Source organism: Streptomyces sp. NBC_01384, assembly GCF_045040035.1.
Classification (GTDB): domain Bacteria; phylum Actinomycetota; class Actinomycetes; order Streptomycetales; family Streptomycetaceae; genus Streptomyces.
The window spans coordinates 10186720-10213565 of sequence record NZ_CP109559.1; the positions used below are offsets into that span (position 1 = coordinate 10186720).

At 75.8% G+C, this 26846-nt stretch carries 4 protein-coding genes; 2 read left to right on the forward strand and 2 right to left on the reverse strand.

Translation table 11 applies throughout. The annotated features are described in order from the left end of the window. Window positions 1-79: 79 nt before the first annotated feature. Window positions 80-10426: a type I polyketide synthase gene (locus OG747_RS46565; RefSeq protein WP_405876756.1), complete on the forward strand. Its 10347-nt coding sequence runs from the start codon at window positions 80-82 to the stop codon at window positions 10424-10426. A gap of 57 nt (window positions 10427-10483) precedes the next feature. Next, window positions 10484-21529 (forward strand): type I polyketide synthase, encoded by an 11046-nt coding sequence (locus OG747_RS46570; protein WP_405876754.1) that lies wholly within the window; start codon window positions 10484-10486, stop codon window positions 21527-21529. A gap of 81 nt (window positions 21530-21610) precedes the next feature. Here the strand turns inward: OG747_RS46570 and OG747_RS46575 are convergent, their stop codons facing one another. Both OG747_RS46575 and OG747_RS46580 read right to left on the reverse strand, forming a co-directional pair. Continuing rightward, window positions 21611-22642 carry a ketoacyl-ACP synthase III family protein gene (locus OG747_RS46575; RefSeq protein ID WP_405876752.1) on the reverse strand — a complete coding sequence of 344 codons (1032 nt, stop codon included), beginning with the start codon at window positions 22640-22642 and terminating at the stop codon, window positions 21611-21613. A gap of 89 nt (window positions 22643-22731) precedes the next feature. Beyond that, on the reverse strand, window positions 22732-26841 hold the full coding sequence (locus OG747_RS46580; RefSeq protein ID WP_405885395.1) for an AMP-binding protein: 4110 nt from the start codon (window positions 26839-26841) through the stop codon (window positions 22732-22734). Window positions 26842-26846 lie beyond the last annotated feature (5 nt).

The following is a 26846-nucleotide window of genomic DNA, read 5'->3' on the forward strand; positions in this document are numbered from 1 at the left end:
GCGCCGCGGGTCCCCGCACCACAGCGCTGGATCTCCGCACAACGGACACCGCCCGGCTCGGTTCAAGGAAGTGACACACGTGGCTGACGACGACAAGTACGTGGAATACCTCAAGCGGGTGACGGCAGAACTGCGACAGACCCGCCGTCAGCTCCGCGAGGTGGAGGACAAGAACCGCGAGCCCATCGCCATCGTCGCGATGAGCTGCCGCTTCCCCGGCGCCATCGCCACCCCGGAGGACCTGTGGCGGCTCGTCGACGAGGGCGGCGACGCCATCGGAACGCTGCCCGCGGACCGCGGCTGGGACATCGAGGACCGCTTCGACCCCGACCCCGACAAGCCGGGCACCTTCTCCACCCGCGAGGGCGGCTTCCTCAGCGACGCCGCCGCGTTCGACGCCGGCTTCTTCGGCATGAGCCCCCGCGAGGCCCTCGCCACCGACCCCCAGCAGCGGCTGCTGCTGGAGGCGTCCTGGGAACTCCTGGAGCGGGCCGGCATCCCGCCCGCCACCCTCCGCTCCAGCGCCACCGGCGTCTTCGTCGGCGCCGCCTCCTCCGGCTACGGCCAGGGCCCGGTGGAGGTGCCCGAGGACGTCCACGGGCTGATGCTCGCGGGCAACGCCACCTCCGTCGCCTCCGGCCGCATCTCCTACGTCCTGGGCCTGGAGGGCCCGACCGTCACCGTCGACACCGCCTGCTCCTCCTCCCTGGTCGCCCTGCACTGGGCGGTGCAGGCCCTCAGGTCGGGGGAGTGCGACCTTGCGATGGCCGGCGGCGTCGCCGTCATGGCCACCCCCGGGCTGCTCTTCGAGTTCAGCCGGCAGCGCGGGCTCGCCCCCGACGGCCGCTGCAAGGCGTTCTCCGACGACGCCGACGGCACCGGATGGTCCGAGGGCGTCGGCATGCTCCTCGTGGAACGGCTCTCCGACGCCCGCCGCAACGGCCACCAGGTCCTCGCCGTCGTCCGCGGCTCCGCCGTCAACTCCGACGGCGCCTCCAACGGCCTGACCGCCCCCAACGGCCCCTCCCAGCAGCGCGTCATCGAACAGGCCCTCGCCGGCGCCGGGCTGACCGCGGCCGACATCGACGCCGTGGACGCCCACGGCACCGGCACCTCACTGGGCGACCCGATCGAGGCAGGGGCCCTGCTGGCCACCTACGGCCGCGCCAAGGACGAGACGAACCCGCTGCTGCTCGGCTCCCTCAAGTCCAACCTCGGCCACACCCAGGCCGCCGCCGGTGTCGCCAGCGTCATCAAGATGGTCATGGCCCTGCGCCACGGCCGCCTCCCGCGCACCCTGCACATCACCGAGCCCTCGACCCACGTCGACTGGTCCGCCGGCCACGTCCGCCTGCTGACCGAGCCCGCCGCCTGGCCGGACACCGCCGAGCGGCCGCGCCGCGCCGCCGTGTCGTCCTTCGGCATCAGCGGCACCAACGCCCACACCATCCTGGAGGCCGCACCCGCCGAGACCCCCGCCGAGACCCCCGCCGAAGCCCCCGCCGCGGACGCCGGGGTCCCGGCCGAGGACGGCGCCGCCGGGCAGGGCGCGGCGCCCGCCGCCGCGCTGCCGGCCGTGCCGTGGATCGTCTCCGCGCGCAGCGCCGCCGCCCTGCGCGGCCAGGCCGCCCGGCTCCTCGACCGCGTCACCGGCGAGGACGACGCCAAACTGCCCGCAATCGCCCGCGCCCTCGTGACGACCCGCCAGCTGTTCGAGCACCGCGCCGTCGTCCTCGCCGAGGACCACGCCGCCGCCCTGCGCGGCCTGTCACAGCTCGCCGACGCCGACGGCGAGGACGCTGCCGCGCCCGCCGCGCCGCACGTCGTCACCGGCCGCGCCCTGCGCGGCGCCACCGCCTTCCTCTTCTCCGGACAGGGCTCCCAGCGCCTCGGCATGGGCCGTGAGCTGTACGCGGCGTTCCCCGCGTTCGCCGAGGCCTTCGACGCGGTCTGCGGCCACCTCGACGCCGTGCTGGGCCGCTCCCTGAAGGCCATCGTCTTCGAGGGGGCCGAGGGCCCGGACGCCCTGGACCGCACCGACCTCACCCAGCCCGCCCTGTTCGCCGTCGAGGTCGCCCTGTTCCGTCTCCTGCAGTCCTGGGGCGTGAAGCCCAAGTACCTGCTGGGACACTCGCTGGGCGAACTGGCCGCCGCGCACGTCGCGGGCGTCTGGTCGCTGGCCGACGCCTGCCGGCTGGTCGCCGCCCGCGGCCGCGTCATGCAGGCCCTCCCGCCGGGCGGCGCCATGATCTCCGCCGAGGCCGCCGAGGACGAGGTCGCCCCGCTGCTCGCCGCACACGGCGGCGCCGTGAGCATCGCCGCCGTCAACGGCCCTGGGGCCACCGTCATCTCCGGCGACGAGAGCGCCGTCGAGGAGGTCGCCGGGCGGCTGCACGCGAAGGGCCGCCGCACCCGGCGCCTGCGCGTCGGCCACGCCTTCCACTCCGCCCGCATGGACGCCGCCCTCGGCGAGTTCCGCACCGTCGCCGAGAGCGTCACCTCCCACGCCCCGCGGATCACGGTCGTCTCCAACGTGACCGGCGAACCCGCCACCGCCGAGGAGCTGCGCTCGCCCGACTACTGGGTGCGCCACCTGAGGCAGGCCGTGCGCTTCGCCGACGGCATCACCTGGCTCGCCGGGCACGGCGGCGTCAGCCGGTTCCTCGAACTCGGCCCCGACACCACACTGACCGCGCTCGCCCGCACCGGCCTGCCCGACGACACCACCGAGCGGGCCTGCTTCGCCTCCCTGCGCAAGGACCGGCCCGAGGCCCCTACGCTGCTGGCGGCCGTGGCCGGACTGTTCACACACGGCGCCGCCGTCGACTGGGAACACCTCCTCGGCACCGACACCGACACCGGCGACCCCGCCGGCCGCGTAGAGCTGCCCACGTACGCCTTCCAGCGCGAGAGGTACTGGCTGCGCATGAGCGCCCGGGGCGCCGGCGACCTCACGGGCGCGGGACTCGGCGCCGCCGCGCATCCGCTGCTGAGCGCCGTCGTCCGCGTCGCCGACGACGGCCGGGTCCTGCTCACCGGCCTGCTCTCGGCGCGCTCCCAGCCCTGGCTCGCCGACCACACCGTCTCCGGCACCGTCCTGCTGCCCGGCACGGCCTTCGCCGAACTCGCCCTGCGCGCGGGCGACGAGGTCGGCTGCGACCTGCTGGAGGAACTGACCCTCGAAGCCCCGCTCGTCCTGGCGGAGAAGGGCGCGGCACAGCTCCAGCTCGTCATCGCCGCCCCCGACGCCTCCGGCCGCCGCCCGCTGAGCGTGTACGCGCGCCCCGAGCCCGCCGCGGGTGACGGCGACGGCGCCGAGTGGACCCGACACGCCTCCGCGACCCTGGCCGCCGGGGCCGCCGAGCCGTCCTTCGACCTGACCGCCTGGCCGCCGCCCGGCGCCACGCCGGTCTCCCTCGACGGGTTCTACGCCGCCCTCGCGGACACCGGCTACCACTACGGCCCCGTGTTCCAGGGCCTCAAGGCCGTCTGGCGCGCGGGCGGCGCCTGGTACGCCGAGGTCGCGCTGCCCGAGGACCAGCACAAGGAGGCGGCCCGCTACGGACTGCACCCGGCGCTGCTGGACGCCGCCCTGCACGCCCAGCTCACCGGCCCGGCGGGGGAGGGGAGTTCCGCCGGGGTCGGCCTGCCGTTCTCGTTCAGCGGTGTGCGCCTGCACGCGGTCGGCGCGGCGAGCCTGCGGGTGCGGATCGAACCGGCGGGCGCGAGCGGTGTCGCCCTGCGCATCGCCGACGCCGCCGGCCGGCCCGTCGCCACCGTCGACACCCTCGTCTCCCGGCCCGTGTCCGCGGACAGCCTGCGCGGCGCCGCCACCCCGGTGGCCGGCGCCCTGCACCGCCTGCGGTGGAACCCCGTCGAGAACACCCCGCCCGCACCGGGCGCTTCCCTGTCCGGCCGCTGGTACGTGTCCGGGGGCGACGACACCGGTCTCGACGCCGGCTGGCCCCGCGTGGCCGGCCCCGCCGACGTCCCCGAGGACGCCGAGGCGGTGCTGCTGCCGTGCCCGGCCGCCGGATTCGACGACATCACCACCGTGGCCGCGCACGTGCTGAACACCGTGCAGAGCTGGCTCGCCGCCGGCCCCGCCGACGCCCGCCTCGTCGTCCTCACCCGCGGGGCTGTTGCCGCCCGCGACGGCGAGGACGTACCGCACCCGGCCGCCGCCGCGGCCTGGGGCCTGGTCCGCTCCGCCCAGACGGAGAACCCGGGCCGCCTCGTCCTGCTCGACCTCGACCTCGACACCGGCACCGGCCTCGACACCGGCACCGGCCTCGGCCTTGACACCGGCGCGCTGCCCGCCGCGGCCCTCACCGCCGCTCTCGCCGCCGGCGAGCCCCAACTCGCCCTGCGCGAGGGGCAGCTCCTCGCCCCGCGGCTCGCCCGCGTCAGCGCCCCCCGCCCCGCCACGGACACCGACGACGGCCCCGCGGCGGCGCCCTGGGACCCCGAAGGCACCGTCCTGATCACCGGCGGCACCGGCTTCCTGGGCGCCCTCGTCGCCCGCCACCTCGTCGCCCGCCACGGCGTGCGCAGCCTCGTCCTCGCCTCCCGGCGGGGCCCCGACGCCCCCGGCGCCGCCGACCTCGTGGCCGAACTCGCCGCACAGGGCGTCCAGGTGACCGCGGCAGCCTGCGACACCGCCGATCCCGACGACCTCGCGCGCCTGCTCGCCCGCATCCCCGCCGAGCGGCCGCTGCGCGGCGTCGTGCACACCGCCGGCCTCCTCGACGACGGCATCCTCGCCTCCCTCACCCCCGAGCGCCTGGATGCCGTGCTGCGCGCCAAGGCCGCCTCCGCCCTCGCCCTGCACCACGCCACCCTGGACGCCGACCTGACGGCGTTCGTCCTGTTCTCCTCCGCCGCGGGCCTCCTCGGCGGCGCCGGACAGGCCAACTACGCGGCCGCCAACACCGTGCTCGACGCCCTCGCCCAGCACCGGCGCGCCCACGGTCTGCCCGCGGCCTCCCTCGCCTGGACCCTGTGGGAAGGCACCGGCGGCATGACCGGAGGCCTCAGCGAGGACGACGTCCGGCGCATCGCCGCCTCCGGCCTGCCCGCGATCACCGCCGAAGGGGGCCTCGGCCTCTTCGATGCCGCGCTGGCGAGCGGTGAGGCACTGCTCGCCCCGCTCCGGCTGGATGCCGCCGCCCTGCGCGCCGCTGCCACCGCCGGCCGGCTGCCCGTACTGCTGCGCGGCCTCGTACCGGCCCCGGCCCGCCGCACCGTCGAGGCCACCGCCGGCGGCGCACCCCGGCTGGCCGCACGGCTGGCCGGCCTCGATGCGGCCGAGCAGGAACGGCTGCTGCTCGACCTGGTCCGCCGGCACGCCGCCACCGCCCTCGGCCACGACGCGGCCGGCGCCATCGGCGCCGACCAGTCCTTCCGCGACCTCGGCTTCGACTCGCTCACCTCGGTCGAACTGCGCAACCGCCTCAATGCCGAAACCGGCCTCAGGCTGCCCGCCACCCTCGTCTTCGACCACCCCCGCCCCGCCGCCCTCGCCCGCCACCTGCGCGAGGAACTCGGCGGCACCACCACCCACACGGCCGCCGCCACGGTGGCCGCCCGCGACGACGACCCCGTCGTCATCGTCGGCATGGCCTGCCAGTACCCCGGCGGCGTCACCTCCCCCGAGGACCTGTGGCGGTTCGTCGCCGAGGGCGGCGACGCCATCTCCGCCTTCCCCGCCGACCGCGGCTGGGACCTCGAGCGCCTGCCCGGCCTCGAAGCCGGATTCCTCTACGGAGCCACCCACTTCGACGCCTCCCTCTTCGGCATCTCACCCCGCGAGGCCCTCGCGATGGACCCCCAGCAGCGGCTCCTGCTGGAGTCCTCCTGGGAGGTCTTCGAACGCGCCGGCATCGACCCGCTGTCCCTGCGCGGCAGCCGCACCGGCGTGTTCGTCGGCGCCATGGGCTCCGGATACGCCTCCGGCCTCGCCGACATCCCCGAAGGCATGGAGGGCTACATCGGCCTCGGTGTCTCCGGGAGCGTCATCTCCGGCCGCGTCGCCTACACCTTCGGCCTCGAAGGCCCCACCATGACCGTCGACACCGCCTGCTCCTCGGCGCTGGTCGCCCTCCACCTGGCCGCCCACGCGCTGCGCCAGGGCGAATGCGGCATGGCGCTGGCCGGCGGCGTCACCGTGATGGCCACCCCCGGCACCTACACGGAGTTCACCGCGCAGAACGGCCTGGCCGCCGACGGCCGCTGCAAGGCCTTCGCCGCCTCGGCCGACGGCACCAGCTTCTCCGAGGGCGTCGGCGTCCTGCTGCTGGAGCGCCTCTCGGACGCGCGCCGCAACGGCCACCCCGTGCTGGCCGTGGTGCGCGGCTCCGCGACCAACCAGGACGGCGCCTCCAACGGCCTGACCGCCCCCAGCGGCCCCTCCCAGCAGCACGTCATCCGCCAGGCCCTCGCCTCCGCGGGCCTGGCGGCGGCCGAGGTGGACGCCGTCGAGGCGCACGGCACCGGCACCACCCTCGGCGACCCCATCGAGGCCCAGGCCCTGCTGGCCACCTACGGCCAGGACCGGCCCGACGGGCGGCCGCTGTGGCTGGGCTCCGCCAAGTCCAACTTCGGCCACACCCAGGCCGCGGCGGGCGCCGCCGGCATCATCAAGATGGTCATGGCCATGCGCCACGGCGAACTGCCCCGCACCCTCCACGTCGACGCGCCCTCCCCGCACATCGACTGGTCCAGCGGCGCCATCGAACTGCTCACCGAACCCCGGACCTGGCCGGCCCACACCGGGCGGCCCCGCCGGGCCGGCGTCTCCTCCTTCGGCATCAGCGGCAGCAACGCGCACGTCATCCTGGAGGAACCGCCCGCCCCCCACCCCGCCGCAGACCGGCCCGAACCCGCCGCCCAGCCGCGCGCGTTCGCCCTCGCCGGGCACACCCCGCAGGCCCTGCGCGCCCAGGCCGCCCGGCTGCGCACCCATCTCCTCGCCCACCCCGACACCGACCTGCGCGACCTCGCGCACTCCCTGTCCACCACCCGGCACGCCCTCGACCACCGCGCCGTCGCCGTCGCCGAGACCCACGCGGAACTGCTCACCGCACTCGCCGCCGCCGCACAGGGCGAAAACACCCCCGACCTCGCCACCGGCGTCGCCCACACCGGCGCCAAGACCGCGTTCCTCTTCAGCGGCCAGGGCGCCCAGCGCCCGGGCATGGGCCGCGACCTGTACGACGCCCATCCCGTCTACGCCGACACGTTCGACGCGGTCTGCGCCGAACTCGACCGGCACCTCGACGGCCCGCCGCTGCGCCCGGTGGTCTTCTGCGAAGAAGGCTCGCCCGAGGCCGCACTCCTCGGCCAGACCGCCTACACCCAGGCCGCGCTGTTCGCCGTCGGCACCGCCGCGCACGCCCTGGCCCTCTCCTGGGGCGAGCGCCCCGACGCCCTCATGGGCCACTCCATCGGCGAACTGACGGCCGCCCACGCCGCGGGCATCCTCACCCTCCCCGACGCCTGCGCCCTGGTGGCCGCCCGCGGCCGCCTGATGCAGGCCCTGCCCGAGGGCGGCGCGATGATCGCCGTCGAGGCCACCGAGGAGGAGATACGACCCCTCCTCGACGGCCCCGACGGCGTCGGCGACCGTGTCTCCACCGCCGCCCTCAACGGCCCCGCCTCACTCGTCCTGTCCGGAGACGCGGATGACGTGGCGCGGATCGCCGCCCAGTTCGCGGACCGCGGCCGAAAGACCAGGCGTTTGCGGGTCAGCCACGCGTTTCACTCACCCCGTATGGACGCGATGCTCGCGCAGTTCGAACAGGTCGCGGCGCAGGTCGACTACGCCGTGCCGGTGCTGCCCGTCGTCTCCAACGTCACCGGCCGCCTCGCCGCCGGCGACGACCTGCGCTCGGCGGCCTACTGGAGCAGGCACGTGCGCGAGGCGGTCCGCTTCTGCGACGGCGTGCGCACCCTGGAGGCCGAGGGCGTCACCACCTACCTCGAACTGGGCCCCGACGCCACGCTGACGACGATGGTCCTCGACAGCGCCGCCGACCCCGCGGCCGCCGCCGCCGTACCGCTGATGCGGCGCGAGGGCCCCGAGCGCCGCAGCGCCCTGCTCGCCGCGAGCCTGCTGTACGCCCGCGGCGGCGAGGCGGACCTGACCCGGCTGCACAGCCGGGACGCGCGCCGCACCGAACTGCCCACCTACGCCTTCCAGCGCGAGCGCTACTGGCTTCAGTCCTCCGCACCGCCCGCCGCGCCCGCCGAGGACACCCCGTTCTGGGACCTCGTCGAGCAGGCCGACCCGCAACAGCTGGCGGCCCGCCTCGACCTCGACGGGGACGCCCCGCTCAGTGCCGTCCTGCCCGCGCTCGCGTCCTGGCGCCGCGAGGCCAAGCAGGCCTCGCGGGAGGAGAGCTGGGAGCACCGCATCGTCTGGAAGCCCGCCTCCGACGAGGCCGCCGCCCTCACGGGCACCTGGCTGCTGCCCGTCCCCGCACACCTGGCGGACGGCGCCTGGGCCGCCTCCGTCGCCGCCGCCCTCGGCGCGCACGGCGCCCGCGCCGTGACCGTCCCCGTCGACTGCGCCACGGCCGACCGCACCACCCTGGCCGGACAGTTGGCCACGGCCACGGCCGCCGACGCGGCCGGCGGCCTGGAGGTCCGCGGCGTGCTCTCCCTGCTGGCCGCCGACGTGACGCCGCTGCCCGGCCACCCGTCCACACCGGGGGGCCTCACCGCCACCGCCGCCCTCGTGCAGGCACTCTCCGAGGGCGCCGAGGGCGTGGCCGCACTCTCCGCGGTGCCCCTGTGGTGCCTGACCGCGGGCGCCGTCGGCGTCCACGCCCAGGAGGCGCCCGAGGCGCCCGAACAGGCCGCCGTCTGGGGCCTGGGCCGCTGCGCGGCCCTGGAATACCCGCGGAGCTGGGGCGGCCTGGTCGACCTCCCCGCCGGCACCGGCACGCCTCTCGCCCAGGACGTCGCCCGCCGCCTGTGCACGGTCCTCGCCGGACGCGACGGCGAGGACCAGGTCGCGGTGCGCGGCTCCGGAACCTTCCTGCGCCGCCTCGTACGCGTGGAAGGCCCCGCCCGTCCCGCCGCCGAACCGTCCTGGAAGGGCACCGTCCTGCTGACCGGCGGCACCGGCGCCCTCGGCGTGCGCACCGCCGCCTGGCTCGCCGAGCAGGGCGCGAGCCGCGTGCTGGCCGTCAGCCGCTCCGGCGGCGGCGCCGAGGGCGCGGCCGCCCTGAAGGCCGCACTGGACGGCACCGCCACCGAACTCGTGATCGCCGCCTGCGACGTCGCCGACCGCGACGCGCTGGCCGCCCTCCTGGCCGAACATCCGGTGGACGCCGTGGTGCACACCGCGGGCGTCCTCGACGACCGGCTCATCGACACCCTCTCGCCCCAGAGCCTGGAGAGGGTGCTGCGCCCCAAGCTGGCCGCCGCCCGCAACCTCCACGACCTCACCCAGGGCCGCGACCTGTCCGCCTTCGTCCTGTTCTCCTCGGTGTCCGGCACCCTCGGCACCCTCGGCCAGGCCAACTACGCCGCCGCCAACGCCTACCTGGACGCCCTGGCCCACCGGCGCAGGGCCGCGGGACTGCCCGCCACCTCCCTGGCCTGGGGCCCGTGGGCCGGCGGCGGCATGGCCGCGGAGAACACCCAGGCCGAAGGGCGCATGCGGCGCAGCGGCATGAACCCGCTGGACCCCGAGCGCGCTCCGCGGGCCCTCGGGCGGGCCGTGGCCCGCCCGGACGCGGCCCTGGCCGTCGCCGACGTGGACTGGGCACGCTTCGTGCCCGGCTTCGCCTCGGCCCGGCGCAGCCCGCTCCTGTCCGACCTGCCCCAGGTGCGCGACCTGGCGGCCGCCCGCCCGGCGGACGCGGGGCAGGACGACGCCGCCCGGACGCTGCGCGCCCGGCTGGCCGGGCAGTCCGCCGCCGAGCAGGAGAGGACGCTCGTGACCCTGGTGCGCACCCAGGTCGCCGGCGTTCTCGGACACGCCTCCACCGACAGGGTCGGCGCCACCCGGGCCTTCAACGCCCTCGGCTTCGACTCGCTGATGGCCGTCGAGCTGCGCAACCGGCTCGGCACCGTCACCGGCCTCGCGCTGCCCGCCACGCTGCTGTTCGACCAGCCCAACGCCTCGGCCCTCGCCGTCTACCTGCGCGGCAGGCTCACCGACGGCGTGGACGGCGCGGGCCAGGTGCTCACCGAACTCGACCGTCTGGAGGCCGCGTTGACCGGCCTGCCGGACGACGACGCGAAGCGGGAGCGCATCGGCGTACGGCTGCGGTCGCTCCTCGCCCGCTTCGGCGGCGCGGACGGGACCGCGGCACCCGCCGCCGTCACGGCGACGGACGACGTGAGCGACCGGATCAACTCCGCCGCGGCGGACGAGATCTTCGACTTCATCGAGAACGATCTTGGAATCTCCTGAGCGGGGTGCTGCGGCACCGGCGCACGGATACGGGACCGGGGAACGGGTGAATGACGCATGAGCGATGAGGAGAAGATCCTCGGCTACCTGAGGAAGGTCACGGCCGATCTTCACCAGACGCGGCAGCGACTGCGCGAGGCGGAGGCACGGGGCCGGGAACCCGTCGCGATCGTCGCCATGGGCTGCCGCTTCCCGGGAGGCGTGAGCGACCCCGAGGGCCTGTGGGGGCTGCTGCGGTCGGGCGCCGACGCCATGACCGAGTGGCCCCCGGACCGCGGCTGGGACACCGACGCGCTGTACGACCCCGAGCCCGGGGTGCCCGGCAAGAGCTACACGCGCAGGGGCGGATTCATCGACCGCGTGGGGGACTTCGACGCCGGCTTCTTCGGCATCTCGCCCCGCGAGGCCGTCGGCACCGACCCGCAGCAGCGGCTCCTGCTGGAGATCTGCTGGGAGGCCCTGGAACGCGCCGGCATCGACCCGGTGGCGCTGCGCGGCAGCCGTACCGGCGTGTTCGCCGGCACCAACCTGCAGGACTACACCACCCTGCTGAGCCTGTCGGACAACGCGGGCGACGACGGCGTCGGCAACTCCTCCAGCGTCCTGTCCGGCCGCATCTCCTACACCCTCGGGCTGGAAGGCCCCGCGGTGTCCCTCGACACCGCGTGCTCGTCCTCGCTGGTGACTCTGCACCTGGCCGTGCAGGCGCTGCGCGCCGGCGAGTGCGACCTCGCGCTCGCCGGCGGCGTCACCGTCATGTCGACGCCCACGGTCTTCCTGGAGTTCAGCCGGCAGCGCGGGCTCTCCCGCGACGGCCGCTGCCGTGCCTTCGCCGACGCCGCCGACGGCACCGCCTGGGGCGAGGGCGCCGGCGTCCTCGTCGTCGAGCGCCTGGCCGACGCCCGCCGCAACAACCACCCCGTCCTCGCCGTCGTGCGCGGCTCCGCCGTCAACCAGGACGGCGCCTCCAACGGCCTGACCGCCCCCAACGGCCCCTCCCAGGAACGCGTCATCTGGCAGGCGCTCGCCTCCGCGGGCCTGGCCCCGGCGGACGTGGACGCCGTCGAGGCGCACGGCACCGGTACCGTCCTCGGCGACCCCATCGAGGCGCAGGCGCTGCTGGCCACCTACGGCCAGGACCGGCCCGACGGGCGGCCGCTGTGGCTGGGCTCGGTGAAGTCCAACATCGGCCACACCCAGGCCGCCGCCGGCGTCGCCGGCATCATCAAGATGGTCCTCGCCCTGCGCGAGCGGCACCTGCCCGCCACCCTGCACGTCGACGAGCCCTCCACCCACGTCGACTGGTCCGCCGGAAGGGTCGAACTGCTCACCGCCGCCCGGCCCTGGCCGGCCGCCGACCGGCCGCTGCGCTGCGCCGTCTCCTCCTTCGGCGTCAGCGGCACCAACGCCCACGTCATCCTCGAACAGCCCCCGGCGCCCGAGGAGTCGCAGCAGCCCGGCCCCGACGGCCCGCAGCCGGCCGCCCCCGCCACCGGCTCGTCCGTGTCCAGCCCCTCCGCCACCAGCCCCTCCGCCACCGGGTCGTCCGCCACCGGACCCTTCGCCTTCCCGGTGTCCGGCCGCACGCACACCGCACTGCGCGCCCAGGCCCAGCGCCTGGCCGAGCACCTGCGCACGGGCGACGGACGCACCCAGCAGCCCGCCGACATCGCCTGGTCCCTGGCCGCCACCCGGCCCGCCCTGGAACACCGCGCCGTCGTCGTCGCCCACGACCACGACGAACTCCTGGCCGGCCTGGACGCCGTCACCGAGGGCACCCCCGCACCCCGCGTCGTCCGCGGCGCCGCCGACACCGAGGGCGGAGCTGTCTTCCTCTTCCCCGGACACGGCCCGCAGTGGGAGGAGATGGCCACCCAACTCCTCGACGGCGACGAACGATTCCGCACCCACTTCACCGAGGTGGCCGCCGCCGTCGAGGCGCTCACCGACTGGAAGGTCCTCGACGTCCTGCGCCGCACCGAGGGCGCCCCGCCGCTGGAACGCCTCGACATCGTCCAGCCCACCCTGTTCGTGGTGTGCGTGGCGCTCGCCCGCCTGTGGCAGTCCTGCGGCGTCCACCCCGTCGCCGTCGCCGGCCAGAGCCAGGGCGAGATCGCCGCCGCCCACATCGCCGGCGCCCTCACCCTGCAGGACGCCGCCCAGGTCGTCGTCGCCCGCGCCCGCGCCCTGCGCCCGCTCGCCGGCCGCGGCGGCCTGCTCTTCGTACCGCTGCCGCTCGCCGACGTGGAACGCCACCTGGCCCGCTGGGAGGACAGGCTGTCCGTCGGCGGCATCAACGGCCCCCGCGCGGTCGTCGTCTCCGGCGACGAGGAGGCGCTCACCGCGCTCCACGCCCACCTCACCGACGAGGGCGTACGGGCGCGCCGCGTCGCCATCGACTACGCCTCGCACTCCGCCCGGATCGAAGAGGTGCGCGACGCCCTCCTCGCCGGGTTCGCGCCCATCGTCCCGCGCCAGGCCGACATACCGTTCTACTCCACCGTCACCGGCGGCCGGATCGAGGACACCACCGCACTGGACGCGGACTACTGGTACCGCAACGTCCGCCAGGCCGTCCGCCTGGAGGACACCGTCAAGGCGCTGGCCGCCGCGGACCACCGCGTCTTCGTCGAGGTCGGCCCCCACCCGGTGATGACCACCACCGTCGGCGACATCCTGGACACCCTCTCCGTCACCGGCACCGCCGTCACCGGCACCCTGCGCCGCGGCGAGGGCGGCCCGGACCGCTTCCTGCTCGCCCTCGCCGAACTCGCCGTGCGCGGCTGCCAGGTCGACTTCAGCGCCGCCCAGGCCGGCCCCGCCCGCCGCGTCGACCTGCCGGTCTACGCCTTCCAACGCCGCCGCTACTGGCCCGAGTTCACCCGGGCCGCCGCCTTGGCCTCCGCCTCCGCCGCACCCGTCACCGCCGACGCACCGTTCTGGGAGGCCGTCGAACAGGGCGACCACGCGATACTCACCGCCGCCCTCGGCCTCGACGAGGACGCCGTCTCCTGCCTCCTGCCGGCGCTGGCGCACTACCGCCGGCGCAGCACCGAGGGAGCCGTCGCCGACTCCTGGCGCTACCGCATCGCCTGGCACCCCCTCCAGGACGCGCCCGCGCCCGCCCTCACCGGCACCTGGCCCCTCGTCGTCCCCGCCGGCCGCGAGGACCAAGCAGAGGCCACCGCCCTCGCCGCCGCCCTCAAGCGTGCCGGCGCGAGCCCCGTCACCGTCGCGGTGGACTGCGCCGCCGACCGCGCCGCCCTCGCCGCCCAGCTCACCGACGCCGTCACCGGCGCGGCCGGAATCGTCAGCCTGCTCGCCCTCGACGAAGACCCCCTGCCCGCGTTTCCCGCCGTGCCCCGGGGCTTCGCCGGGACCGTCACCCTCGTCCAGGCACTGGACGACCTCGCCGCGCACGTCCCGGTGTGGTTCACCACCAGGGGCGCCGTCGCGACCGCCCCGCACACCGGGACCGACGCCCCCGCCCAGTCGCTGGTGTGGGGATTCGGACGCGTCGTCGCCCTCGAACAGGCCGACTCCTGGGGCGGTCTCGTCGATCTGCCCGCCACCCTCGACGACCGGGCCGCCGACCGGTTCACCGGGGTGCTCGCCGGCCGCGACCACGAGGACCAGGTCGCGATCCGCACCACCGGCGTCCTCGGCCGCCGGCTGCTGCACGCCGCCACCGGGTCACTGCCCGCCGGCCGCCGCTGGACCCCGGAAGGCACCGTCCTGGTCACCGGCGGCACCGGCGCCCTCGGCCGCCACGTCGCCCGCTGGCTCGCCCGCTCCGGCGCCCGTGACCTGCTGCTCGTCAGCCGCTCAGGACCCGAAGCGCCCGGCGCCCAGGAGTTCGCCGCCGAACTCGCCGCCCTCGGCACCCGCACCGAACTCGTCCGCTGCGACATCGCCGACCCCGACGACCTCGCGCGCCTGCTCGCCGCCATACCGGCCCAGCGGCCCCTGACCGCCGTGTTCCACACCGCCGCCGTCCTCGACGACGGCGTCATCACCTCCCTCACCCCCGAACGCCTCTCCCAGGTCCTGCGCGTGAAGGCGGGCGGCGCCCTCAACCTCGACGCCGCCACCGCCGGCATGAACCTGTCGGCCTTCGTCCTGTTCTCCTCGTCCTCCGGCGTCTTCGGCAGCCCCGGCCACGGCAACTACGCCCCCGGCAACGCCTTCCTCGACGCCCTCGCCGAGGACCGGCGCTCCCGCGGCCTGCCCGCCACCGCCGTCGCCTGGAGCGGCTGGGCGTTCGGCGGCATGGCCTCCGGCAGCATCGGCGAACGCCTGGAGCGCCACGGCGTACGCCTCATGGACCCCGCCACCGCCGTCACCGCGCTGCAGCACGCCCTCGACCACGACGACACCACGCTCGTCGTCACCGACACCGACTGGGAGCTGTTCGGCGCCGAACTCCTCAAGGGCCGCCCGCGCCGCCTCTACGCCGCCCTGCCCGAACTGCGCCAGACCCTGACCGCCGCCCCCCGCCCCGGACCCGACCAGGAGCACGCGGACGCGGGCGGCCTCGCCGAACAGCTCGCCCCGCTCGGCGAGAGCGACCGCAGGCACGCCCTGCTCACCCTCGTCCGCGCCCACATCGCCTACGTGCTCAACCACCCGAGCCCCGACGACGTCGAACCCACCCGGGCCTTCCGCGAACTCGGCTTCGACTCGCTCACCGCCGTCGAACTGCGCAACACCCTGGGCGAGGCCACCGGCATGCGACTGCCGACCACCCTCGTCTACGACTACCCCACGCCCGCCGCCCTCGCCGACCACCTCAGCGCCGCCTTCGCCCCCACCGCCCCCGCCGCCTCCGCGCCGGCCACCACGGCCACCACGGCGCTCGCGGCACGGGGCACGGACACCGAGGACGACCCGGTCGTCATCGTCGGCATGGCCTGCCGCTTCCCCCGCGAGGCGAACACGCCCGAGGAGTTCTGGCAGCTGCTCGCCGACGGCACCGACGCGATCACCGCCTTCCCCGACGACCGCGACTGGGACCTGGACGCCCTCTACGACCCCGAACCCGGACAGCCCGGCCGCGTCTCCACCCGCGCCGGCGGATTCCTCTCCTCCTTCGCCGACTTCGACCCGGCCTTCTTCAACATCTCGCCGCGTGAGGCCGTCGCGATGGACCCGCAGCAGCGCCTGCTGCTGGAGGTCTCCTGGGAGGCGTTCGAACGCGCCGGCATCGACCCCAAGACCCTGCGCGGCAGCCGCACCGGCGTCTTCGCCGGCACCAACTACCAGGACTACACCTCCCGCCCGCTGGCCCACGACGAGGACGCCGGCGCCCATCTCGGCACCGGCAACTCCGCCAGCGTCCTGTCCGGCCGCCTCTCCTACACCTTCGGCCTGGAAGGCCCGGCGGTCACCGTCGACACCGCCTGCTCGGCCTCCCTGGTCGCCCTGCACCTGGCCGTACGATCCCTGCGCACCGGCGAGTGCGACATGGCCCTGGCCGGCGGCGTCACCGTCATGTCGACCCCCGGCCTGTTCGTGGACTTCAGCCGGCAGCGCGGCCTGGCCTCCGACGGCCGGTGCAAGGCGTTCGCCGACGCGGCCGACGGCACCGGCTTCTCCGAGGGCGGCGGCATGCTCCTGGTGGAGCGCCTCTCCGACGCCCGCCGCAATCACCACCCCGTGCTGGCCGTCGTCCGCGGCAGCGCGGTCAACCAGGACGGTGCGTCCAACGGCCTCAGCGCCCCCAACGGTCCCTCGCAGCAGCGGGTGATCCGCGCCGCCCTCGCGGACGCGGGCGTCGCCGCCGCGGAGGTGGACGTGGTCGAGGCGCACGGCACCGGCACCACCCTCGGCGACCCGATCGAAGCCCAGGCCGTCCTCGCCACCTACGGGCAGGACCGGCCCGCCGGGCGGCCGCTGTGGCTGGGGTCGGTGAAGTCCAACATCGGCCACACGCAGGCCGGTGCGGGGGTGGCGGGTGTCATCAAGATGGTCCTGGCCCTGCAGAACGAAATCCTGCCGCCCACTCTGCACGTCGACCGGCCCTCCACCCACGTCGACTGGGAGGCGGGCGAGGTGCGTCTGCTGACCGAGGCCGTCGACTGGCCCGCCGCCGGGGCCGGACACCCGCGCCGCGCCGGCATCTCGTCCTTCGGCATCAGCGGCACCAACGCCCACATCATCATCGAAGCCGCCCCGCCCGCCGAGACGGCGCAGCAGACCGGCACCGGCCGCGGCGGATCCGTCACCCCCTGGGTGCTCACCGGCCGCAGCGCCGCCGCCCTGCGCGACCAGGCGAGCCGCCTGCTCGCCCACCTCGCCGACCGGCCGGACGCGGACCCCCGCGACGTGGGCCTGTCCCTCGCGGCCACCCGTACCGCCTTCGAGCACCGGGCCGTCGTCCTGGGCACCGACCGGACCGAACTCACCGCAGGCCTCACCGCCCTGGCCGCCGGGCGCAGCGGACCGCAGACACCGTCCGGCATCGCGCGCGGCGGCGGCAGGACCGCGTTCCTCTTCACCGGCCAGGGCGCCCAGCGCCCCGGCATGGGACGCGAACTCCACCAGGAGTTCCCCGCCTTCGCCGAGGCCTTCGACGCGGCCTGCGCCCACCTGCCCGGGCTGCGCGACCTCGTCCTCGGAGACGAAGCCGACGCCGAGGTCCTTGGCCGCACCGAGCACGCCCAGCCCGCCCTGTTCGCCTTCGAGGTCGCCCTCTACCGCCTGCTGGAATCCTGGGGCGTCGTGCCCGACCAGGTCACCGGCCACTCCGTCGGCGAAATCGCCGCGGCGCACGTCGCCGGCGTGCTCTCCCTCAAGGACGCCTGCACGCTCGTCGCCGCCCGCGGCCGGCTCATGCAGCAACTGCCCGCGGGCGGCGCGATGGTCTCCCTGCAGGCCTCCGAGGCGGAGGTGCTGCCGCTGCTCGCCGGGCGGGAGACACAGATCGCCGTCGCCGCCCTCAACGGGCCCCTCGCCACGGTCGTCTCCGGCACCGAGGACGCCGTCACCGCCGTCGCCGGCCAGGTGGCCGCGATGGGCCGCAAAACCTCCCGGCTGCGCGTCAGCCACGCCTTCCACTCACCGCTGATGGAACCGATGCTCGACGCCTTCCGGGCCGTCGCCGCCCAGCTCACCTACACCGCGCCGCGCCTGACCGTCGTCTCCGGCCTGACCGGTGAACCGGCCGGTGCCCAGCAGCTGACCGACCCCGAGTACTGGGTGCGCCACGTCCGCGAGCCCGTCCGCTTCCACGACGCCGTCCGCCGCACCCGCGACGACCTGGGCGCCACCCGCTTCCTGGAGATCGGCCCCGACGCCACGCTCACCGCCATGGCCCAGGCGGCCCTGGAGGACCCCGACCGCGCCGAGGCCCTGCTCGCCCCGGCCGTCCGCAAGGACGTCCCCGAGGTCCGCGGCGTCCTGACCGCACTGGGCCGGCTGTTCACGAACGGCACCGAACCCGACTGGCGCGCCCTGTTCACCGGCGCCCGGCCCGTCCCCCTGCCCACCTACGCCTTCCAGCGGGAGCGCTACTGGCTGCCCAGCGCGCCGTGGACCGGCGACCTTCAGGGCGCAGGCCTGGAGACGGCCGCGCATCCGTTCCTGGGCGCCGCCGTCCGCCCCGCCGGCTCCGACACCCTCCTGCTCACCGGACGCCTGTCGCTGCGCACCCACCCCTGGCTCGCCGACCACGCCGTGCTCGGCGAGGTCATCCTGCCCGCGACCGGCTATCTCGACCTCGCCGTCCACGCCGGCGACCACGCCGGCTGCGGCCACCTCACCGAACTCACCCTGCACAGCCCCCTGGTGATCCCCCGCGAGGGCGCCGTCCAGCTCCAGGTCGCCGTCGAGGCGCCCGACGAGCGGGGCCGGCGTACCTTCGGCGTGTACGCACGCCCCGCGGGCGCCGGCACCCCCTGGGAGCGGCATGCCCAGGGCACCCTCGCCCCCGAGACACCGGCCGCCCCCGCCACCGACCTGACCCTCTGGCCCCCGCAGGGCGCGGACATCGTGGCCACGGGCGAACACTACGAGCGCTTCGCCGCCGCCGGGTTCGCCTACGGGCCCAGCTTCCAGGGCCTGGGCACCGTGTGGCGGCGCGGCGAGGAGGTGTTCGCCGAGGTCGCGCTGCCCGAGGAGTACCGCGCCGACGCCGCACGCTTCGGCCTGCACCCCGCCCTGCTCGACGCGGCCACGCATGCGCTCCTCGTCGAACTCCCGGGCACGACCGGCGAGAAGGACGCCGGGGAGGCGATGCTGCCCTTCGCGTGGAGCGGCCTGACCCTGCACGCCGAGGGCGCCACCGCTCTGCGGGTACGGCTGGCACCGGCCGGTCACGACCACGGCTTCTCCGTCCTCGCCTGCGACACCGCCGGCCGCCCCGTCGCCTCCGCCGAGTCCGTCACCCTGCGCGCCGTCCCCGCCGCACGGCTGCCCGAACACGACGGCCGGGCGCCCGGACTGCTGCGCCTGGCCTGGAGCCCCGCGCAGCCCGCCCCCACCGCGCCCCGTCCCGAATCGGTCCGCTGGATCATCCTCGGCGAGGGCGACGACCGGGTGGCCCAGACCATCGACGCCGCGGGCGTCCACCTGGAGACCTACGCCGATCTCGACGCGCTCGGCAAGGCCGTGGACACCGGTATGACCCTGCCGGACGTCGTGCTGATCGCCCCGGAGGGCCACCGCACCCAGGGACACGGCGTCCCCGGCGCCGTCCGCTCGGTGCTCACACCGGCCCACGACCACATCCGCGGCTGGCTCGCCGACGAGCGCTTCGCCGCCTCCCGCCTGGTGTTCGTCACCCGGTCCGCCGTGGCCGCGTACGCCGACGCCGATGCCGCCGACGACGGCGTCGGTGTCGGTGTCGGTGTCGGTGTCCAGGACCCGGCCGCCGCCGCCCTGTGGGGCATGGTCCGCTCCGCGCAGAGCGAACACCCCGGCCGCTTCCAGCTCGTGGACCTGCCCGACACCAACGACACAGACAACACAGACAACACAGACAACACGGGCGACACGGGCGGCGTGTCCGGCGGGGCGGACGACCGTGCCTTCCTCGCCGCCGTCGCCGCCGGCCTCCCGCAGAGCGCGGTGCGCGCCGGCCAGGTCCTGCTGCCGGGGCTGGCCCCGGTCGGCCCCGGCAGCGCCGCACCCGACCTGGCGTCCGGCACCGTCCTGGTCACCGGCGCCACCGGCGCCCTGGGCAGCACGGTCGCCCGGCACCTCGTCACCGCCCACGGCGTGCGCAGCCTGCTGCTCACCAGCCGCGGCGGCCCGGCGGCACCGGGCGCGGACGACCTTGTGGACGATCTGCGTGAACTGGGCGCCCGCGTCACCCTCGTCGCCTGCGACACCGCCGAACGCGCCGAGGTCGAAGAACTCCTCGCCCACGTCCCCGCCGAGGTGCCGCTGACCGGTGTGGTGCACGCCGCCGGCGTCCTGGACGACGGAGCGGTCACCGCCCTGGACGCCGAGCGCTTCGAGCGGGTCCTGCGCCCGAAGGCCGACGGCGGCTGGCTGCTGCACGAACTCACCGCGGGCCTGGGCCTGTCCGCGTTCGTGCTGTTCTCCTCCGCCGCGGGCACCTTCGGCTCCCCGGGCCAGGCGAACTACGCCGCCGCCAACGCCTTCCTCGACGCGCTCGCCTCCCACCGCCGGGCCCTCGGCCTGCCCGCGTCCTCCCTCGCGTGGGGAGTGTGGGAGGGCAGCAGTGCCATGACGTCCGGCCTCTCCGAGACCGACCGGCGCCGCATGGCCCGCGGCGGCATGCGGCCGCTGTCCGCCAAGGACGGCCTCCTCCTGCTCGACACCGCGCTCACCACCGACCACCCCGCACTCATCGCCATGGACACCACCGCGGGACACGGCGCCCTGCAGGCCCTGCTGCGGCCCGCGGAGCGGCCCGCCGCCCGCCGCACCGCGGCGGGCGCCCCGGCGGCGGTGAGCGCGTCCGCACGGCTGGCGGGACTCGCCCCCGCCGAGCGCCGCACCGCGCTGGTCGGCCTGGTCCGCGAACTGGCCGCGGCGGTCCTCGGACATGCGTCCGCCGAGGCGGTGGAGGCCGACCGGCTCTTCACCGAACAGGGCTTCGACTCCCTGACCGCCGTCGAGCTGCGCAACCACCTCGCCACCGCGACCGCCCTGAAACTGCCGCCGACCCTGCTGTTCGACCACGCCACCCCGGAACTGCTCGCCGCCCACCTCGACGAACGGCTGCTGGATGCGCCGCAGACGGCGCCGGCGGGCGGCGCCGCCGCGCCGCCGGCCGACGCTCCCGCCCCGCGCGCCGAGGACACGCTCAGCGGCCTGTTCAAGCGGGCCTGCCGGAGCGGCCGGGTCGACGAGGGGTTCGCCCTGCTGCAGGCCGCCGCCGAACTGCGGCCGACCTTCGCCTCCCCGCGGGAGCTGACCGCGGTGCCCGGGCCGGTCAGGCTCTCCAAGGGCGAGGCCGGCACGCCGTTCGTCTGCTTCAGCTCCTACGTGGCCCTGGCGGGCGTGCACCAGTACGCGCGGTTCGCCTCCGCCTTCCGCGGCCGGCGCGACGTGTGGGCGCTGCCCACGCAGGGCTTCGGCACCGGTGAGGCGCTGCCCGCCTCGTTCGACGCCGTCGCCGCGCTCCAGGCCGAGACGGTCACCCAGGCGGCCGGTGAGGGCCCCGTCGTCCTCGTCGGCTCCTCCTCGGGCGGCATCCTCGCGCTGGCCGCCGCCCGCCACCTCCACGAGCAGGGCAGGCCCCCGGCGGCCGTGGTCCTGCTCGACACCTACATGCCGCGCGCGGACTCGCCGTTCCTGCGGTTCTCCCAGCAGATGCTGGGCGGCATGTTCGACCGCGAGTCGATGTTCGCCCACATGGACACCGACCGGCTGACCGCCATGAGCTGGTACGCCGCCATGATCGGCGAATGGGAGCCCGGTCCCCTCGACAGCCCGGTCCTGCTGGTGCGCTCCAGCGAGCCCCCGGTGCCGGCCGACGCGAGGGGCCCTCTGGAGCTCCACGAGTGGCAGGCGTCCTGGGAGCGGGCGCACACCGTGGTCGACGTCCCCGGCAACCACTTCACGATGATGGAGGCCCACGCCCGCACCACGGCGGCCGCCGCCGACGACTGGCTGAAGCGGCTGGCGCACTGAGACGCACCCCAGAACCGCAGAACCGCAGGACCCCATCGGGTCCTGCGGTTCTGCGGTTCCTGCTGAGGGGGAGGGTGCGGTTCAGTGCGCCCAGTGCGGGGTGTCGGTAATGGTGAGCACGGCCGCGCTGCAGATCCAGCCCGGTCCCTGGGAGACCAGCAGGACGTGGTCGCCCGGGACCACCTCGCGGGTGCGCACCAGGTGCTCCAGGGTGATGAACACATCGGCGCCGCCCACGTGTCCCACCGCCCTGCCGAAGTCCCAGCTGCAGCGCGACATCGGCAGGCCCAGCGGCATCATGATCGAGTACTCGATCATCCTGCCGTCCATGTTGATCGGCACCACCTTGGCGAGGTCGGAGGCGTTCAGGCCGGCGTCCACCAGCGACCGGTGGATGATGTCCAGGTCGAAGAGGGTCAGCTTCTCCATCGTCTCCGACAGGGGCATCCGGTCGGTGAACTGCTGGGCCCGCTCGACCATGTCGGACACCGCCCCGGTGCCCTCGCGCAGCAGCAGCGGACCGTTGCCGCGGTGCCAGCGCTCCAGCTCGTGCAGCACACCCGAGTTGAGGGAGCGCACCGCGGCGAAGCCGTCCTCGTCGCTCACCAGCGCCGCCGCCGCACCGTCGCCCAGGATGTAGGCCTGGCCGAAGCCCTTCCAGCGGTCGGTGTCCGGCGAGGAGAAGTTCTCACCCGTGGTCAGCAGGACCGCCCCCGCCTCGGCGGCTCCCGTGAGCTTGCCGATCGCCACCTCCAGGGCGCTGAGCATGCCGTCGCAGCCCTGCTGGAGGTAGAGCGCGGGAATCGTGCCCAGGCCGAGCTCCCGCAGGATGTAGCCGGGCGGATAGGCGCCGTCGGGCCCCTGGTAGTGGACGGCGCTGTGGATGTGCGCCCCCAGGTCCTCGGGGTCGATCTTCGAGCGGTCCAGCGCGGTCCGGGCGGCCTGCACGGCCATGTCCATGGCCGGGACGTCACCGGCGACATGAGTGCCCGTCAGCCCGTTCGCCGCCTGGATCTCGGCGTCCAGCTTTCCCTCGGCCACGGCCTGCTGGGCGTCGGCCCACTCGTGCAGCACGACTCCCAGCGATTCGATGTGAACGTTCTCGACCCTCATCGGTCCTCTCCTGTCAGCTTTCGGCGTCATGACGGCGCCGGGCGGCGCGGCACCGTCCGGTACCGCGCCGCCCGGCAGGAACTGCCGCGTCAGCGGGCGAGCAGCTCCTTCTTCAGATGGCGGGCGAGCCCGGCGGGCGTGGCGAAGTCGAACACCACGGCCGCGGGCAGCGACAGCCCGGTGGCCTCGGCCAGCGCGTTGCGTGCGGTCAGCGCCGTCAGCGAGTCGAAGCCGAGGTTGCGCGTCTCGTCGTCGGGCGGCACCTGGGCGCCGCCGGTGAGCCCGAGGGACGCGGCGAAGTGAGCGCGTACCAGGTCCAGGACGGCCTCCTCCTGCTCCGGGTCCGACAGGGCCGCCAGCTGCCGGCGCAGTCCGGACGGATCGGCGAGCGCGTCCCGGGCGGTGCGGCGGACGGCGGCGCGCACCAGGCCCCGCCGCAGCGCGGCGGAGCCGGTGAGCGGGCCGGGGGAGGGGACGCCGTCCAGGGCGGGGCGCGCGGCGATCACCGTGGCCCGCCCCAGTGAGCGCGCCACGTCGAACAGGTCCCGGGCCTCCCGCGCGTGCGGGTCGGCCCCGCGCACCGACACGGCGGGCACACCCGTGGCGCGCAGGTGCGTCGCCCACGCGTCGAGGAACGCGCCGACCGCCTCGGCGACGAGCCCGGGGGCGGCCGGGGCGGTGGCGGGGGAGCTGAGCACGAACGCGGACACGTCCCCGGGCGCGAGCCCGTCGCCGAGGGCGAGCGCGGTGTCGACGACGGGCCGCAGCACCGTGTCGACGTTGCCGTCCGGCCCTTCGGAGGCGATGGCCGCGGTGTCGACGGACACCGTGAACAGCACGGCCGACGGCCCGGCCTGCCGGAGGGCGCGTACGGACGCCGCCGGGTCGTCCGTGTCCCACGCGGCCAGGGACACGTGCGCTCCCTGCGCGCGCAGCTGTGCCGCGTCGTCCGCGACGGCCGGCCCGGCCAGCAGCACGTCACGCACGCCGTGTTCGCCAACCAGGTGCCGGGCCAGCGCCGTTGCCGCGGTGCCCGCGACGAGCAGCGGGCCGACGCCGCCCGGCGCGGACACCTGGGTGCCGTCGCCGGGCAGGAGGCGTTCGGTGCGCGGCACGCGCGCGGCCCGGCCGCGCAGGGCAAGGCGGGGCTCGCCCGAGGCCACGGCGTCCGGCAGGACGCGCCAGGCACGCTTGGAGGCGTCGGTGTCCACCAGCACGAAGCGTCCGGGCGCCCGGTCCTGCGCCGCGCCGACCAGTCCCCACACGGCGGCGCCGGGCAGGTCCGGCGAGCAGGACTCGTCCCAGGCCGGCACGGCGTCTCGGGTCAGCACGACCAGACGGGTGTCCGCGAACAGCGGATCGGCCCACCGGCGCGCCCAGTCCAGGCCCTCGCGTACGGCACGGCGCACCGCGCCCGCGGTGTCCGCGCCGGCCCCGGCCCCGGTGGTGGTGCGGGAGACGATCACCACGTCGGGGGGTGCGGCGCCGCCCGCGACGGCCTTCGCCAGGGCGTCGAGGTCCGGATGGGTCTCCGAGTAGCGTCCGGCGGCCATCAAACCCGCACGGGCGCGCAGCGGATCGTCACCGACGACCACCCACCGCTCGTCCTTGCGCTCGTCCTTCTCAGCGGCCGGCGCGAGGTGCACGTCGTCCCACACCTGCGCGAACAGACCGTCCTGCTGGGCGGCCGACGCCCGGGCCAGGGCGGTGCGCGTCAGGCGGCCGGAGGTCACGGACTCCACGCTCAGCACCGGCTCGCCGGCCGCGTCGGCGGCCTCCAGGCAGAATCCGCCGTCGGGCCGCGGCCGCAGGCGTACGCGCAGCACGGACGCCCCCGAGGCGTGCAGGGCCACCCCGTGCCAGGAGTCCGGCCACCACAGGCCCTCGCCGTCCGGTGCGGACTCCCGGGCGGCCGGATCCACCGCGGCGCGCAGCAGCGCGGGCCGCAGCACGGCGTCCAGCAGCGCCGGATGCAGCCCGTACCGGGCGCCCTGCTCGCGGCTCTCGTCGGGCAGCGCGACCTCGGCGAACAGATCGCCGTCGTGCCGCCACACCGAGCGCAGCTCCCGCGGCAGGCCGCTACCGGAACCGGCCGCGCCGGTGTCCGTGTCGCCGCCGTCCGCCGGCAGTTCCTCCAGCGGGACGCGCCGGGAGCCCGCCGGAGGCCACACGGCCGGCTCCCGGGCGGGCGAGGGACCGGTGCCGGGTGCGAGCGTGCCGGACGCGTGGCAGGTCCACGGCCGTCCGGCCGCGCCGCCGCCGTCCCGGCGCGCGTGCACGGCCACCGTACGCACCCCCTGCGCACCGGCCGCGCCGACGGCCACCCGCAGTTGGACGCCGTCCCGTTCGGGCAGCACCAGCGGCTCGTCGGTGCTCAGTTCCAGCAGCCGTCCGCAGCCGGCGTACCCCCCGGCGTGCAGGGCCAGTTCGGTGAGCACCGCGGGCGCCACGACGGCGGTGCCGGCCACCGTGCGCGACAGCAGCGGGTCGCGTTCCGTGCCCGACAGACGGCCGCAGAACAGCACACCGTCGGTGTCCGGGAGCTCGACGGTGGCCTCCAGCAGCGGGTGTGCGGCGCCCAGCAGGCCCAGTTCCAGGGCCCCTTCGTAGCGGCGTGAAGCCTGCGCCGACGTCGGGGACCTGCGCCACAGCAGCCGGCCCGACAGGCCGCCCAGGCGCTTGCGGGCGATCTTCCCGGCGGGGTTGCGGGGGACGGCGTCGATCTCGTGGAGTTCCTCGGGCACCTTGAAGTACGACAGGTGTGCCCGGCACGCGGCCAGCACCGCGTCCGGGTCGATGCCGCCGGGCCCGGGCACCAGATACGCCACCGGTACCTCGCCGAGCGCCTCGTGCGGCTTCGCGCCCACGGCCGCGTCCGCGACACCCTCCACCTGGGCGAGGACCTTCTCGACCTCGCCCGGGTGGATGTTCTCGCCGCCGCGGATGATGAGTTCCTTCAGACGGCCGGTGATGGTGACATACCCGGCGTCGTCCTGGCGGGCGAGGTCACCGGTGCGGTACCAGCCGTCGGACAGCACGGCCGCGGTCGCCTCGGGCTGCCCGTGGTAGCCGAGCATCAGCGCGGGACTGGACACCCATATTTCGCCCTCGTCGCCGTCGGGGACCTCGGCGCCGGTGCGCGGGTTGGTCAGACGCAGCGTCAGTCCCGGCACGGGCAGCCCGCAGGAGCCCGGCACGTAGGGGCCCTGGGGAAGGTTGGTGGTGATCGCACCGCCGGTCTCGGTACTGCCGTAGCTGTCCAGCAGGGCGATGCCGAACGCGGCGCGGAAGCCCTCGTGCAGGCTCACCGGGCACGAGGAGCCCGCGACCATGCACACCCGCAGGTGGGGCGCGTCGAAGTCGCCGGAGCGCACCTGTTCGACCATGTGGTGGTACATCGTCGGCACCCCGACCAGGAACGTGGACCGCTCCTCGCGGGCCGTGCGCAGGATCTCGTCCGCCGCCAGCCCGTCGGTGATCCGGGCCGTTGCGCCGACCGCCAGCACCCCCAGCACCCCCACGTTGTGCGCGACGGCGTGGAACAGCGGCATCGGCCACAGCACCCGGTCCTCGGGCGACAGCCCCAGGACCGGAGCGTTGCACGCGCCGGTCGCCCACAGCGACGAACGCTGCGTGGAGAGGACCCCCTTGGGCCGGCCCGTGGTGCCGGAGGTGTAGAGCATCCACGCGGGCTCGTCCAGGCCCAGGTCGTCGCGCGGCGGATCGCGCAGCGACCAGGTCGTCGCCAGCGTCTCGTACCGCGGCAGGTCCTCGTCCTCCCCCTCGGGGAAGTCCGAGACGGCCACGACCGAGATGCCCGGGCGCTCGGCCAGGACCCGGCGCACCTGGGACAGCTGCGCGGCCCCGGTGATCACCACCCGGGCCGCGCAGTCGTCCAGCAGATAGGCCAGTTCCGCGTCGGTCGAGCGCGGATTGAGCGGAACGCCGACCGCGCTCGCCCGCGTGATGGCGAGGTAACTCTCCACCGTCTCCACGCGGTTGGGCAGATAGATCACGGCGCGTGCGCCGCGTTCCAGGCCCAGCCCCACGAGATGGCCGGCCACCCGGGCGGTGCGGCGGTCGAGTTCGGCGTACGTCACCGAGCGGAGCCCGTCGCAGAACGCGGTCTGCTGGGGCCGCCGCGCGGCGTGTCCGGCGAGCAGTTCGTGCAGCGGCCGGATCAGATCGGCGCGGAACATCTCAC